At 67.5% G+C, this 14,416-nt stretch carries 14 protein-coding genes; 7 read left to right on the top strand and 7 right to left on the bottom strand.

All coding sequences use genetic code 11. The features are described 5' to 3' along the window. Positions 1–50: 50 nt before the first annotated feature. Together fmdA and KIP89_RS16065 are read left to right on the top strand one after the other, a co-directional pair. The gene (gene fmdA, locus KIP89_RS16070; RefSeq protein WP_213756580.1) at positions 51–1,280 is read left to right on the top strand and encodes a formamidase; all 1,230 of its coding nucleotides are present in this window, start codon (positions 51–53) and stop codon (positions 1,278–1,280) included. Positions 1,281–1,365: 85 nt separating this feature from the next. Beyond that, positions 1,366–1,734: an FmdB family zinc ribbon protein gene (locus KIP89_RS16065; RefSeq protein WP_213756579.1), complete on the top strand. Its 369-nt coding sequence runs from the start codon at positions 1,366–1,368 to the stop codon at positions 1,732–1,734. A gap of 184 nt (positions 1,735–1,918) precedes the next feature. On the opposite strand, the gene ggt is transcribed toward KIP89_RS16065, so the two are convergent. Next, positions 1,919–3,718: a gamma-glutamyltransferase gene (ggt, locus tag KIP89_RS16060; RefSeq protein ID WP_213756578.1), complete on the bottom strand. Its 1,800-nt coding sequence runs from the start codon at positions 3,716–3,718 to the stop codon at positions 1,919–1,921. Positions 3,719–4,063: 345 nt separating this feature from the next. Here ggt and KIP89_RS16055 point away from each other — a divergent pair, with 345 nt between their 5' ends. Beyond that, positions 4,064–4,537 (top strand): YaiI/YqxD family protein, encoded by a 474-nt coding sequence (locus tag KIP89_RS16055; protein WP_213756577.1) that lies wholly within the window; start codon positions 4,064–4,066, stop codon positions 4,535–4,537. 25 nt (positions 4,538–4,562) lie between these two features. Then, on the top strand, positions 4,563–5,315 hold the full coding sequence (locus KIP89_RS16050) for a 3-keto-5-aminohexanoate cleavage protein (protein WP_213756576.1): 753 nt from the start codon (positions 4,563–4,565) through the stop codon (positions 5,313–5,315). A 4-nt stretch (positions 5,316–5,319) separates the two neighbouring features. Here the strand turns inward: KIP89_RS16050 and KIP89_RS16045 are convergent, their stop codons facing one another. From KIP89_RS16045 to ppc, 4 genes are all read right to left on the bottom strand, one after another. After that, the gene (locus KIP89_RS16045) at positions 5,320–5,622 is read right to left on the bottom strand and encodes a type II toxin-antitoxin system RelE/ParE family toxin (protein WP_250152550.1); all 303 of its coding nucleotides are present in this window, start codon (positions 5,620–5,622) and stop codon (positions 5,320–5,322) included. Further along, a complete protein-coding gene (locus tag KIP89_RS16040; protein WP_213756575.1) occupies positions 5,601–5,828 on the bottom strand; it encodes a hypothetical protein in 228 nt (75 codons plus the stop codon). The genes KIP89_RS16045 and KIP89_RS16040 overlap by 22 nt, the downstream gene beginning before the upstream one ends. 137 nt (positions 5,829–5,965) lie before the next feature. Next, positions 5,966–6,259, bottom strand: coding sequence for a cupin domain-containing protein (locus KIP89_RS16035; protein WP_213756574.1), 294 nt, complete (start codon positions 6,257–6,259; stop codon positions 5,966–5,968). Positions 6,260–6,268: 9 nt separating this feature from the next. After that, entirely contained in the window at positions 6,269–9,064 is a 2,796-nt protein-coding gene (gene ppc / locus KIP89_RS16030) for a phosphoenolpyruvate carboxylase (RefSeq protein ID WP_213756573.1), read from the bottom strand. Between the two features lie 369 nt (positions 9,065–9,433). Between ppc and KIP89_RS16025 the strand changes: the two genes are divergently transcribed. Then, complete coding sequence (locus KIP89_RS16025; protein ID WP_213756638.1) at positions 9,434–9,592, top strand: hypothetical protein; 159 nt, start codon at positions 9,434–9,436, stop codon at positions 9,590–9,592. Positions 9,593–9,743: 151 nt separating this feature from the next. Beyond that, a complete protein-coding gene (locus tag KIP89_RS16020; RefSeq protein ID WP_369807177.1) occupies positions 9,744–10,784 on the top strand; it encodes a Tim44 domain-containing protein in 1,041 nt (346 codons plus the stop codon). 60 nt (positions 10,785–10,844) lie between these two features. On the opposite strand, the gene KIP89_RS16015 is transcribed toward KIP89_RS16020, so the two are convergent. Further along, a complete protein-coding gene (locus KIP89_RS16015) occupies positions 10,845–11,231 on the bottom strand; it encodes a DUF805 domain-containing protein (protein WP_213756572.1) in 387 nt (128 codons plus the stop codon). A gap of 96 nt (positions 11,232–11,327) precedes the next feature. Between KIP89_RS16015 and KIP89_RS16010 the strand changes: the two genes are divergently transcribed. Next, positions 11,328–11,741 (top strand): GNAT family N-acetyltransferase, encoded by a 414-nt coding sequence (locus KIP89_RS16010; protein ID WP_213756571.1) that lies wholly within the window; start codon positions 11,328–11,330, stop codon positions 11,739–11,741. Positions 11,742–11,759: 18 nt separating this feature from the next. Here the strand turns inward: KIP89_RS16010 and uvrB are convergent, their stop codons facing one another. Beyond that, a complete protein-coding gene (uvrB, locus tag KIP89_RS16005) occupies positions 11,760–14,360 on the bottom strand; it encodes an excinuclease ABC subunit UvrB (protein ID WP_213756570.1) in 2,601 nt (866 codons plus the stop codon). Between the last annotated feature and the right edge of the window lie 56 nt (positions 14,361–14,416).

Below are 14,416 nucleotides of genomic sequence, written 5' to 3'. Positions count from 1 at the left end.
CCCAATTCCAGCTTGCCAAGATCCCAGCTTGCCCACGGGGAGTGAGACGCATGACCGAGACCCTGATCAAGATCGACCTGAACCAGTCGGCCTATGACAACGACATGGTTCACAACCGCTGGCACCCGGACATTCCGATGGTGGCCTGGGTGAAGCCGGGCGACGACTTCATCGTCGAGACCTATGACTGGACCGGTAGCTTCATCAAGAACAACAACTCCGCCGACGACGTGCGCGACATCGACCTGACGATCGTGCACTTCCTGTCCGGCCCGATCGGCGTCAAGGGCGCCGAGCCGGGCGACCTGCTGGTGGTCGACCTGCTCGACATCGGCGCCATGCCGGACAGCCAGTGGGGCTTCAACGGCTTCTTCTCCAAGAAGAATGGCGGCGGCTTCCTGACCGACCATTTCCCTCTCGCCCAGAAGTCGATCTGGGACTTCAAGGGCATGTTCACCTCCTCGCGCCACGTGCCCGGCGTGAACTTCGCCGGGCTGATCCATCCCGGCCTGATCGGCTGCCTGCCCGACCCGAAGCTGCTGGAGACCTGGAACAGCCGCGAGCAGGCGCTGATCGACACCAACCCGACCCGCGTGCCGGCGCTCGCCGCCCCGCCCTTTGCTGCCACCGCCCATATGGGCCGGCTGACCGGTGATGCGAAGACGGCGGCGGCCGCCACCGGCGCGCGCACCGTTCCCCCGCGCGAGCATGGCGGCAATTGCGACATCAAGGACCTGTCGCGCGGCTCGAAGATCTATTTCCCGGTCTATGTGGAAGGCGGCGGCCTCTCCATGGGCGACCTGCACTTCTCGCAGGGCGACGGCGAGATCACCTTCTGCGGCGCTATTGAGATGGCCGGCTGGGTGCACCTCAAGGTCGAGGTGCTGAAGGGCGGCATGGCCAAATACGGGATCAAGAACCCGATCTTCAAACCGTCGCCGATCACGCCGAACTACAAGGACTACCTGATCTTCGAGGGTATCTCGGTCGATGAGGCCGGCGGGCAGCACTATCTCGACGTGCACATCGCCTATCGCCAGGCCTGCCTCAACGCCATCGAATATCTGAAGAAGTTCGGCTATTCGGGCGCGCAGGCCTATTCGATCCTCGGCACCGCGCCGGTGCAGGGGCATATTTCGGGTGTCGTCGATATCCCCAATGCCTGCGCCACGCTGTGGCTGCCGACCGAGATCTTCGAATTCGACATCAACCCGACCGCCGCTGGGCCGACCCAGTTCATCGACGGCTCGATCCAGATGCCGCTTTCACCGGACCTCTGACCCCCTCTGACGTCCGGTGCTGCGGGGCGGTGCAGAGCGCCGCCCCGCTCTCTCTTCAGTTCGAGGAAACGCCCAAGGAACGCCCATGCCCGTCTATGAATATCTCTGCGAGAGCTGCGGCGACTTCACCGCCATGCGGCCGATGAGCGAATATCAGGCGCCCCAGCCCTGCCCGGATTGCGGCGCGAGCGCCCCGCGCGTGATGCTCACCGCCCCGCATTTCTCCGGCATGGCGCGCGAGAGCCTGGTGGCCCACGCCACCAATGAGCGGGCCGCCAACGCCCCCATGACAACCGGCGAATTCGCCGCCAAATCCGCCGCCGCGCGGCACGGTTCGGGCTGCTCCTGCTGCTCCGGCGGCATGAAAAGCCGGACCAAGAAATCCAAGACGGCCACCGCCGCGAGCGGAGCCAAGAGCTTCCCCTCGGCGCGGCCGTGGATGATCAGCCATTGAGGTGAGGCTTACCCAAGCAAGCGTCATCCCCGAACGGATAACCCCGTCATGGCCGGGCTTGACCCGGCCATCCACGCCTTGGTCGCGGGCCCAAAGTCATGGATCCCCGGGTCAAGCCCGGGGATGACGATATGTATGAGGCCAAGCCATGGGATGACGGCCTTCTGGGGTTGATCGCCCTGCCTCATTCCCCGATCGCCACGCCCTCGCGGCGCGGGTCGGCGGCGCCGATCAGGCCGTCGGGCGTGATCGCCACCGCTTGCACGCCCGAGGTCATCGGCGCGGTCTTCACCTCGAAGCCGAGCGCCTTCAGTTCCGGCGCCAGCCCTTCCGCCGCCGTGCCCGCCTCGATCTCCACCGCGTCGAAGCGCGCCAGCACATTCGGCGCGGCGATGGCCTGATCGAGCGGCAGGCCCCAATCAAGATGGGCGATCAGCGTCTTGGCGACATAACCGATGATCTGGCTGCCGCCGGGCGAGCCCAGTGCCAGCACCGGCGTACCGTCCCGCATCACGATGGTCGGCGCCATGGAGGAGCGCGGGCGCTTGCCCGGCTCCACCCGGTTGGCCACCGGCACGCCGTCCTTGTGCGAGCGGAAGGAGAAGTCGGTCAGCTCATTATTGAGCAGGAAGCCGCCGACCATCAGCCGCGAACCGAAGCCGGCCTCGATGGTCGAGGTCATGGAGGCGACATTGCCGTCGGCATCGACAATGGTCACCTGCGTGGTCGAGGGCAGTTCCAGCGCCGCACCATCCGCGCGCGGCTCAGCGCGGGCATGGTCCCAGGTCGGCTCGCCCGCGCTGACGGCGGGCAGCGCGTCATCGCCCTTCAGCAGTTCCGCCCGCCCCTTGAGATAGTCCGGCGCGAGCAGCCCCTTGGTCGGCATGGGCACGAAATCGCTGTCGGCCATATAGCGTTCGCGGTCGGCAAAGGCGAGGCGCGAGGCATCGGCGATCAGCCGCCAGGCCTCCGGCGAGGTGGGGCCGAGCGCCTTGAGATCATAGGAGTCCAGCAGGCCGAGGATCTGGCCGAGGGTGAGCGCGCCGGAACTCGGCGGACCCATGCCGCACACCTCATAACCGCGATAGGGCGCGCAGACCGGCGCGCGTTCCTTCACCCGGTATTCGCGCAGATCGCCCAGCGACAGCAGGCCGGGATTGTCCGCCTCGCGCACGCTGCGCACGATCGCCGCGGCCAGTTCGCCGCCATAGAAGGCATCCGCGCCATAGGCCGCGAGATGGCGCAGCGTCGCCGCATAGGCCGGGTTGCGCAGCGTGGTGCCGGCCTTCAGCGGCGCGCCCTGCGCGTCGAGGAAATAGGCCCGCGCGGCATCATCGCGCTTCAGCGTCTCGACATCCCCGGCGATCAGCGCGGCAAGGCGCGGCGAGACCGCAAAACCCTCCTCCGCCAGATGTTGCGCAGGGCGAAACAGCTGCGCCCAGGCGATCTTGCCGTAGCGGCGGTGCACGGTCTCCATCAGGCGTGGCGTGCCGGGGGTGCCGACCGAGCGCCCGCCGACCACCGCCGCCATGAAGCCGAGCGGCTCGCCCTTCTCGTTCTGGAACAGCGTCGGCGTCGCCGCGCGCGGCGCGGTCTCGCGCCCGTCAAAGCTGGTGAGGCGCTTTTGCGCCGCGTCCCAATAGACCAGGAACGCGCCGCCGCCGAGGCCGGAGGATTGCGGCTCGACCAGGCCGAGCACGAGCTGCGTCGCCACTAAGGCGTCGATCGCGTTGCCGCCCGCGCGCAGCGCCGCCGCGCCGGCCTCGGCGGCCAGCGGGTTGGCGGCCGTCACCATCCAGTTCTTGCCCGTCGCGGTCTTGGCACCGGTGAGCGCGGCGCCGGCCCGCTCGGGCGCCTGTGCGTCCGCCGCCTGCTGGGCGGCGGCGGGGGTGAGCGCGAGCAGGCCCGCCAGAAGCAGCCCCAGAAGAGGCGCGAGCGGGCGCGCAAGGGTGAAGCCGAATGAGCGTGCCGATGAGCGTTTCATGGGTGTCTCCCGGGGTATTCCCTCGCCTCACGCCCGGCTGACAGGCCGTAACGCTATGTGAACGTAACCCATCCCGGGAGGGATGACGAATGCGCGAATCGGTATAAGCTTCAGTGGTCGTCAACAATTGAAAGGAGGTGATCCAGTGTCTGATCGTCTTGATCCGCGGTCGTCGGTATCCGTGAACTGGACACTTGCCTCTTGCGAGGTCCGTGCCGCGTGATGCGACACAATGCGCCGCCTTCTTGGCGGTTACCGGGCCGGACCGCGGTCTGACATGGGAAGGGCTGTCCTCGCGGGCAGCCCTTCTTTCTTGGTTCTCACGCCTGGAGTGCCGGTATTACTTTGCTGAAGCCGATCTTCATCTATATCGACGCGGACGCCTGCCCGGTGAAGGACGAGACCTACCGCGTCGCCGCCCGCCACCGCATCAAGACCTTCCTCGTCGCCAACAGCTACATCGCCACGCCGCGTGATGTGGAGGTGGAGCGCGTCATCGTGCCGTCCGGGCTCGATGTCGCCGATGACTGGATCGCCGAGCGGGTGGAGGAAGGCGACATCGTCATCACCGCCGATGTGCCGCTCGCCGCCCGCGTCGTCGCCAAGGGTGCCGAGGCGATCGCGCCCAACGGAAAACCCTTCACCGCCGCCAGCATCGGCATGCAGCTGGCGACCCGCAACCTGATGACCGATCTGCGCGAGGCCGGCGAGATTACCCGTGGCCCGCGCGCCTTCGCGCCCCGCGACCGCTCGGAATTCCTGCAATCGCTGGACCGGGCGGTGATGCGGCTGAAACGAAAAGGCCACCCCGCGGGTTGACCCTCGACGGTGCAAGGAGAGTTCGATGCTACAGGCCTGCCTCAACGGTTCGCGGACCAAGGACTTTCATGCCTTCACCCCGCTGACGCCGGCGGAACTGGCGACCGACGCGGCGCTGGCGGTCGCCGCCGGGGCGAGCGAGCTGCATCTGCACCCGCGCGGGGCCGACGGGGCGGAAACGCTGGAGCCGGCGGCCGTCGCGGCGGCGATCGAGGCGATCCGCGCGCGGCTGCCGGACACGCCGATCGGCCTCTCCACCCATGCCGGCATCGCCCCCGGCGGCGCCGGCCGGCTGGCGGCGGTGCAGGCGTGGCAGGTGCTGCCGGATTATGTCTCGGTGAACCTGATCGAGGAAGACGCGCCGGAGATGATCCGCCTGTGCCTGTCGCGCGGCATCGGCATCGAGGCTGGCCTCTGGTCGGCGGCCGATGCGGAACGCTTCGTCGCCTTGCCGGAGGCGCGCCAGGTGTTGCGCATCCTCATCGAGATCAACGAGCAGGATGCCGCCGAGGGACTGGAAGTCGCCGCCGCCATTCGCAAGGTACTGGCCCGCGCCAGCCTCGATCTGCCCATTCTCCAGCACGGCTTCGACGCCAGCAAATGGGCGCTCTACCAAGACGCGATGATGCGCGGGCTGGATACACGGATCGGCCTTGAGGACGGCAAGCTGATGCCAGACGGAAGCGAGGCCGAGGGCAATGCGGCGCTGGTGAAGGAAGCCTTCCGCATGGCCCGCCTGCCGCCGAACACGGTACCGGACACGGTCGCGGCGGGGTGACGCCTCAGGGCATCGATGCGGGATCGCGCCTGGCATGGCGCACGGCATGGATGATCACGGCATCCGGCGTGACCTCGTAGAAGATCACATACGGGTAGGGCCACGCGGTCAGCCGCCGGATCGCGGGATGTTCAGTCTGCGGACCAAGGAAGGGTTGATCCGGCAGATGCTCGATCAGCGCACGCAGGCGCTGGCTTACCCGTCGTGCGGATTGCGGGGAGTGGGCTGCGATATAGGCCGCAAGCTCCCGGATATCCGCCACTGCGGGGCGCGTATAACGCAGCCTCAGAGGCCGTGCATCGCCCATGCGGCCCGGACCTCGTCATCCGATGCGAAATCGCCCCGCGCAGCGGCCGCGCGTGAACGCTCGACCGCGGCCCGTTCGCTGGACGTCAGGGGTACGGATGCACCCTGCTCCTCCGCGAGAGCAAGCAGGGCGCGCGCGATATCATCCTGCATCTGATCCGGCAGGGCGCGGGCGGCGGCAATGGCCTTGTCGAACAGGGTCGTCATGGGTGGAGTATGCGCGCGTCTTCTTCCGCTGCAAAGCCCGCGCAGGCTGTCCATCAGGTCCGCGCGGTCGTCCACACTGGTGTCGGCGACGTCGCGTGTCAGCTCTGGGGATGAGCCCAGACAGCCCCGCCCGTCCGCTATTTCATCTCCACCTCGACGAAGCTCATCGGGGCATCGCCGGCATTGCGCACATCGTGGCGGATGCCGGCGGGGCGGGAATAGGCGGCGCCCGCCGCCATGGCGACCTGCGTCACCGTCCCGTCCACGTCGATCTCCATCAGCCCGTCGGTGACGAAGACGATGGCATAGTCCATCGCGTGCTCGTGCCAGCCGGTGGTGGCGCCGGGCTCGAAATCCCAGCGCGTGATGCGCACGCGCTCATCGTCGGCCAGCGTCGTCGGCCGGGCCGGTATCGTGCAGGCAAACACCATGACCGCGCCTCAGCCGGAGTTCCGCAGGCCGGCGGAGATGCCGTTGATGGTGAGCTGGATGCCTTGCAGCACCTTCTCATCCGTGTCGCTCGCCCGGTATTTGCGGAGCAGGCCGACCTGTACATGGTTGAGCGGGTCGATATAGGGGAAGCGGTTGCGGATCGAGCGGTCGAGCAGCGGGTTGGAGCCGAGCAACTTGCCCTGCTGGGAGATGGCCAGCAGCGACTCGATGGCGGCCTGATATTCGGTGCGGATGCGCCCGAAAATGCTCTCGCGCAGTTCCACATCCTCCACCAGCATCGCGTAGCGCGAGGCGATGGCGATCGAGCTCTTGGAGAGCACCATGTCCATATTGGACAGCTGGGTGCGGAAGAACGGCCACTCGCGGTACATCTCCTGCAACAGCGGCAGGCCGTCCGGGTGGCGCTCCAGCCACGCGGTGACCGCCGAGCCGAAGCCATACCAGCCCGGCAGCATGAGCCGGCACTGGGCCCAGGAGAACACCCAGGGAATGGCGCGCAGATCCTCGATCCGCCGGGTCTTCTTGCGCGAGGCCGGGCGCGAGCCGATGTTCAGCGTCGCGATCTCGTTGATTACCGTCGACTCCCAGAAATAATCCTCGAAGCGCGGGGTCTCGTAGACCAGCGAACGATAGGCGCGGAAGGCCGCCTCGGAGAGTTCCTCCATCACGGTGAGATATTCCTCGCGCGGCGCCCTGGCGTCGCCCGAGAGCAGCGTCGCCTCCAGCGTGGCGGCGGCGAGGATTTCCAGATTGCCGCGCCCGACCGCCGGATTGGCGAATTTCGAGGAGATGATCTCGCCCTGCTCGGTGATGCGGATCTCGCCCTGCACCGCCCCGCCCGGCTGGGCGAGGATGGCGTCATAGCTCGGCCCGCCGCCGCGCCCGACCGAGCCGCCGCGCCCATGGAACAGGCGCAGCTTCACGCCATGGCGCCTGAACACCTCGATCAGCTCGATCTCGGCCTTGTAGAGCTCCCAGCCGGAGGTGACGAAGCCGCCATCCTTGTTGCTGTCCGAATAGCCGAGCATCACCTCCTGCATACCGCCGCGGCTGTCGACCAGCCGGCGGTATTCCGGCAGGCGGAACATCTGCTCCATCACCTTGGCGGCGTTGCGCAGATCCTCGATGGTCTCGAACAGCGGCACGATGTTCACCGCCGCCGCGCCGGCGGGATCGACGAGGCCGACCTCCTTCAGCAGCAGCGCCAGCTCCAGCATGTCGGAGACGCCCTCGGCCTTGGAGATGATGCAGGTCTGGATCGCCTCGGGGCCGTAGATCTGGTGGATGCGGGCGCAGGTGCGCAGCATCGCCAGCTCGCCCACCGTCTCCTCCGAATAGGCGGCGAAGGGCGAGGTGAGCGGACGCGCGGTGCTCAACTCGCGCAGCAGCAGCGCCGTGCGGGTGCCTTCCGGCAGCGCCTTGTAATTCGTGCCCGGCGCGGCAACCTCCAGCAATTCGGCCACGCAACGCTCATGCACGTCCGAGTTCTGGCGGGAATCGAGAATGGCGAGGTGGAAGCCGAAGCAGTCCACCGCCCGGCGTAGCGCCCGCAGCTTGCCGCGCGCGATGGCAGCGGAGCGATGCGCCTTGAGCGAGGCATCGATGATGTCGAGATCGGCGCGGAACTCCCTGGCCGAGGCATAGGGGGCGACCGACGGCTTCACGGTGAGCCCCAGAAGGTCCGCGATCTCCAGCCGGAAGGCCGTGGCACGCAGCTTTGCGCCGATGGCGGAGGCGGCGAGGCGGTAGGGCTCGTTGCGCCGATGCGGCGAGGAATCGGCGGCGGTATCGACCAGCGCCAGCAGATCGTCCGACACTTTCACCCGGATGGTGGAGATGGAGAGTTCCGCACCCAGTGCGTCGAGTTCGCCCAGATAGAAGCGCACCGCCTGCGCGCTCTGCATCCGCATGGTCTCGCGGGTGACATCGGCGGTGACGAAGGGGTTGCCGTCGCGGTCACCACCGATCCAGCTACCCATGCGCAGGAAGGAGCCGACCTCCGGTGCCTCATGCGGCTTCACGCCCTCGACCACGGCGAGGCGGTCCTCGAGCGCGGCGTAAAGCTTGGGCAGTTCGCGCAGGAAGGTATATTCATAATAGGCAAGACCGTTGGCCACCTCGTCCAACACCGTCAGCTTGGTGCGGCGCAGCAGGTTGGTCTGCCAGAGCATCAGCACGCGGCGGCGCAGCTCGTCCTCGGCGGCCTCCACCTCCTCCGGCGTCGGGTCGAGGCCGGCGCGCTCGGCCAGCAATTCGGCGATGCGCATTTCATGCGTCTGGGTCGAGCGGCGGCGCACCTCGGTCGGGTGCGCGGTGAGCACCGGGCTCGCCAGCGCGGTGGCGAAGAACTTGCGCAGTTCCGCCACCGGAATGCCGGCCTCCTGGGCGCGCGACAGCGCATGGGCGATGGAGGCGGGCGCCACGCCACGCCCGCTCGCCGCCACCGCCCGGCGCCGGCGGATCACGTTCTGATCCTCGGCGATATTGGCGAGATGCGAGAAATAGCTGAAGGCGCGCACGATCGAGATGGTCTGGTCCGCCCCGAGATCGGCCAGCATCGTTTCCAGCTCGCGCCGCGCGCCCTCATCATCCTCGCGGTGGAAGCGGGTGGAGACGCGGCGGATGCTCTCGACCAGTTCGAAGGTCGCCTCGCCCTCCTGATCGCGCAGCGTATCGCCGAGCACGCGGCCGAGCATGCGGATGTCGTCGCGCAGCGAGAGGTCCAGCTCGCCGTCACCGTCGGTGTCGGTGTCGGGCAAGGCGATGGTCAGGGCTAGAGACATGACGCGACTCCCGACATGGCGATACTCCTTTAGGCGTAGAGAAACTTAGCAATTAGCATGCCGGACATGACAGCCATGTCCGGGAGCGCCGTTGTCGCAGGCGCCGCGAACGCCTAGGTGAAGCGCCCCGACAGTGAGGCGAATGCGCAACAGGCTTCGGATTCTTTCGTTTTGCCATATGGCCGCCGCGTTTCTGAACGGAATCGCGGCGAATATGAACGCAAGGCTCAGGCAAGGTTAACCGTCAAACGTTCATAGTCGGTCTCATCAGAAGGGCGTCGTCCAGTGGCGGCGCTCAAAGGTCACCCGGTCGATGCGAGTCGCCGGATGCGTATGCGTAACAGAAGGACGTCCCAAATGCCTCCCGTCATGAACCGTTCCGAGGTTCAGGCCCCCGCTGCTCTCACCCCCAAGGCCATGATGCCCGGTCGTGTCTCCGCCAATCCTGCGGCTGACAAGAAGACCGCCAACGTCGTCACGGCCCCGGTAGGCTCGATCGCCTCGCTCGAGTCGCGCCTCGGCTTCTGAGGCGCTGTCGGGAAGCCGCGCCGCCGCCTTCGTCGCAGCGACGTGATGGCGGCGGGGTAGAAATCTCCGGCCAGCTCCCCCATATGTGACGCTGCGGCAGACCCTGTTCCGGGCCTGCCTCCACACAAAGCGTCCTGGGAGAATCCGCCCCGTGAAGTCCTCGCGTTCCCGTTCCACCCTGCTGCGTGTCGCGCTCGCGACCCTGTTTCTCGGTGCCGGCCTGATGGTCGCGACCGACTTCGCCGAGGCCCGCGTCGGCCGCAGCGGCAGCTTTGGCAGCCGTGGCACGAAGACCTGGTCGACCCCGGCCCCCACCCCCACCGCTCCTTCCGCCCAGCCGATGCAGCGTTCCGCGACGCCGCAGGGCCAGACCGCGCCCGGCGCGGCGGCTCGCGCGCCCGGCGCCCAGCCCGGCGGCTTCTTCAACCGTGGCGGCTTCATGGGCGGGCTGATGGGCGGCCTGCTCGGCGCCGGCCTGTTCGGCCTGCTGATGGGCTCGGGCTTCTTCTCCGGCCTTGGCAGCCTCTCCGGCATTCTCGGCCTGCTGCTTCAGGTCGGCCTGATCTTCATCGTCGTCCGTCTGGTGATGGGCTGGCTGCGCAACCGCAACCAGCCGTCCTATGCCGGCGGCGCCCGCCCGGACGCGACCGGCCCGGACGCTTCCCGCCCGCAGCCGCTGCAGCGCGACGGCCTCAACGGCACCGGCGCCCCGCAGGGGGCTCCGATGGGCGCCCCGCTTGGCGGCGCCGCGCCCCGCGCCGGCTTCGGCACCGCCCCGCGTGGGCGCCCGCTGAAGCTGGACGGCACCGATTTCGACAGCTTCGAGCGCCTGCTCGGCGAGGTGCAGACGGCCTATGGCCGCGATGACCGCGCCGCGCTGGCCGAGCGCCTGACGCCGGAAATGATGGGCTATATTGGCGAGGAACTGGACGATCTGGCCAAGGACGGGCTGGAGAACCGGCTCACCGACGTGAAGCTGCTGCAGGGCGACCTGTCGGAAGCCTGGAGCGAGGACGGCCGCGACTACGCCACCGTCGCCATGCGCTACCAGCTCAAGGACGTGACGCTCGACAAGGCCACCGGCCGCGTCGTGCAGGGCGACCCGGAGCGGCTGGAGCAGGCGGTGGAGTTCTGGACCTTCACCCGCACGCCGGGTGCCGCATGGCAGCTCAGCGCCATTCAGCAGGGCTGAACGGCCGACCTCTCAAGAACGGAACGGGCGCCCTCGCGGCGCCCGTTTTCGTTTGTGGGGTCAGCTCAGGATATCGTGGCCGAAGCGGTTCGGGCCGCGCGTGCCTCTCACCATGAACCAGAAGAAGATCACCAGAGCCCCGATGCCGGTGAGGCCGATCAGCAGCCACCAGCCGCTGCGGTCGAGGTCGTGAAAGCGCCGGGCCGCGACGGCGATGGAGGGAATGAGCAGCGCCAGCCCGACCAGCGTGCTGATCGGCGTGAAAGCGTTGATTTCGCCATAGGCCAGCAGCGACACCGCGCCGAACAGCGCCGTGTCGAGCACGCTGGTGGCGATGTTGACGAGGACCGAGAACAGCACCCACCACCAATATTCCGATCGTGGCGCTCGGCCGGTGAAGCTGGCGTACTGGCCGAGAACGCTGGAAATCGCCTGCGTGAACGTCATGTCATCCCCCATGCCTGATTGGCATCGCCGCTCATTCTTGCCACGAAGGGCGGTAAAGACCACCTCGCGCAAATACGAGGCCGTAAGGAGCAGCCCATGAGAATAGACGTGGAAGCCTATCCGGCCGCCGAGGTGCGGGAGCTGATCGACCGGGGGCTCGATGTTTACAACGAGGCCAAGGGTGGCCCGCTGCACGCATCGAACTTCTGGGTCATCGCCCGCGACGAGGATGGCGGGGTCCAGGCCGGGCTCAAGGCGCACTGCTATTTCGGCTGGATGTTCGTCGACTGGCTATGGGTGTCGCCCGACGTGCGGGGCGGCGGCGTGGGCAGCGCCCTGCTCAATGCCGCCGAGACCGAGGCGCGGGCACGTGGCTGCATCGGTGCCCATCTACAAACCTACAGCTTCCAGGCGCCGGACTTCTACCAGAAGCACGGCTACCAGCGCTTCGGCCAGATCGACGATTACCCACCCGGCCATGCCTGCATCTGGCTGAACAAGCGGTTCTGACGCCCCCTCACCGCCGCGTCACCGCCCCTTGCGGCGTCCGCCGGGGCGGTAGCCCTTGGTCATCGGGTCCGGCCGCTCGGGGCGGACCCAGTCTTCCACCCGCAGCGGTTCCGCGCGGTCGGTGCCCGGCCCCATATCGTCCAGCGAGGGGGTGACGATGCGCGAGCGCGGCAGCGGGGTCTCATCACCCGCGTCATAGACCGCCTGCGCCTCATCCGCCCGCGCCGCATGACCGGAAGAGACGTGACCGGGCGAGGAGCGCGGACCGGCCTTGCCACCCCCCTTGCCCCGTCCCGCCTTCTTCTCCGGCATATTGGCGGCGCGGCCATATTTGCGCTCGCCGCGATAGCCGCCGGTCTGGTCGTCGATGCTGGCCTGCCGCGCCAGCGGATCGTCGGAGATGACCAGTTCCGTCGCCTGCAGCCGCTTGATCTCGTCGCGCAGCCGGGCCGCCTGCTCGAAATCGAGATCGGCGGCGGCGGCGCGCATGCGCTTCTCAAGGTCGGCCATGACGGTGGCGAGGTTGTTGCCATAGGTCGCCGCGCCCTCGGCCATGCCGGCATCCACCGTCACATGGTCGCGCTCATAGACGCTGTTGAGGATGTCGCCGATCCCCTTCTTCACGCTCTCCGGCGTGATGCCGTGCTCGGTGTTCCAGGCGACCTGCTTGGCGCGGCGGCGCTCGGTCTCCGCCATTGCCCGCTCCATCGAGCCGGTGATGTTGTCGGCATAAAGGATGACCCGCCCGTCGACATTGCGGGCGGCGCGGCCGATGGTCTGTACCAGCGAGGTTTCCGAGCGCAGGAAGCCTTCCTTGTCGGCGTCGAGAATGGTCACCAGCCCGCATTCGGGGATATCGAGGCCCTCGCGCAGCAGGTTGATGCCGATCAGCACGTCGAAGGCGCCGAGCCGCAGATCGCGGATGATCTCGATGCGCTCGATCGTGTCGATGTCCGAATGCATGTAGCGCACGCGGATGCCGTTCTCGTGCAGATATTCCGTCAGATCTTCCGCCATCCGCTTGGTGAGCACCGTCACCAGCGTGCGGTAGCCCTGCGCGGCGGTGGCGCGCACCTCGCCGAGCAGGTCGTCGACCTGCGTGCGAGCCGGGCGGACCTCCACTTCCGGGTCGACCAGACCGGTCGGGCGGATCACCTGCTCGACGAACACGCCGCCGGTGCGCTCCATCTCCCATTTGCCGGGGGTGGCGGAGACATGCACGGTCTGCGGGCGCATCGCCTCCCATTCCTCGAAACGCAGCGGCCGGTTGTCCATGCAGCTCGGCAGGCGGAAGCCATATTCCGCCAGCGTCGCCTTGCGGCGAAAGTCGCCGCGATACATGGCGCCGATCTGCGGGATCGTCACATGGCTCTCGTCGCAGAAGATCAGCGCATTGTCGGGCACATATTCGAACAGGGTCGGCGGCGGCTCGCCGGGCTGGCGGCCGGTCAGCCAGCGTGAATAATTCTCGATGCCGGCGCAGCTTCCCGTCGCCTCCATCATTTCCAGATCGAAGGTGCAGCGTTGCTCCAGCCGCTGCGCCTCAAGGAAGCGGCCCATGGCGTTCAGCTCATCCAGCCGGTGCTTGAGCTCGGCCTTGATGCCCTGGGTCGCCTGAATCAGCGTCGGGCGCGGCGTCACATAATGCGAATTGGCGTAGAGCTTGACGAATTTCAGGTCCTGCGACTTGTGCCCGGTGAGCGGATCGAACTCCTGGATGCTCTCCACCTCGTCGCCGAACAGCGAGATGCGCCAGGCGCGGTCCTCGTAATGGGCCGGGAACACCTCGATCACGTCGCCGCGCACGCGGAAGGTGCCGCGGCCGAAATCGGCCTGGGTGCGCTTGTACTGAAGGGCCACGAGATCGGCGAGCAGCTGGCGCTGGTCGACCCGCTCGCCGACCTCGATCTTGAAGGTCATCGAGGCATAGGTCTCGACCGAGCCGATACCGTAGATGCAGGACACCGAGGCGACGATGATGACGTCGTCGCGCTCCAGCAGCGAGCGCGTGGCGGAGTGGCGCATCCGGTCGATTTGCTCGTTGATCGACGATTCCTTCTCGATGAAGGTGTCGGTGCGCGGCACATAGGCCTCGGGCTGGTAATAGTCGTAATAGGAGACGAAATACTCCACCGCATTGTCGGGGAAGAAGCTCTTGAACTCGCCATAGAGCTGCGCCGCCAGCGTCTTGTTGGGCGCCAGCACCACCGCCGGGCGCTGGAGGCGCTGGATCACATTCGCCATGGTGAAGGTCTTGCCCGAGCCGGTGACGCCGAGCAGCACCTGATCGCGCTCCCCCTCCTGGGCCGCCTTGCACAATTCCTCGATCGCGTGCGGCTGGTCGCCATTGGGCGTGTAGTCGGATTTCAGCACGAATTCGACGCCGCCCTCGGATTTCTCCGGGCGGGCGGGACGGTGCGGCATCCAGAGCCGGCCGTCGACTTCCGGGCGACCGGTCTCGATCAGCGCGGTGAGCGCCGCCACGGTGGCGGAGGCGCCCGAGGTCGGCGCCACGCCGAGCTTCTCGGCGAGGGCGGGATCGAGCGTGGCGGATTGGGCGGGCTCGAACGCGCGCTGGGAGCGTTCCGCGAATCCGCCGGGACGTGCTGCTTTGGCCATGGCCGGAATATGGGCGCTGGGAGGCCCGGAGAAAAGGGGCGCCGCCGCGGCTCTGT

Origin of the sequence: Ancylobacter radicis (assembly GCF_018449475.1) — a bacterium.
Taxonomy (GTDB): domain Bacteria; phylum Pseudomonadota; class Alphaproteobacteria; order Rhizobiales; family Xanthobacteraceae; genus Ancylobacter; species Ancylobacter radicis.
The sequence above is the reverse complement of the archived record's forward strand: the minus strand, read 5'-3'. Positions and strand labels throughout refer to the sequence as shown.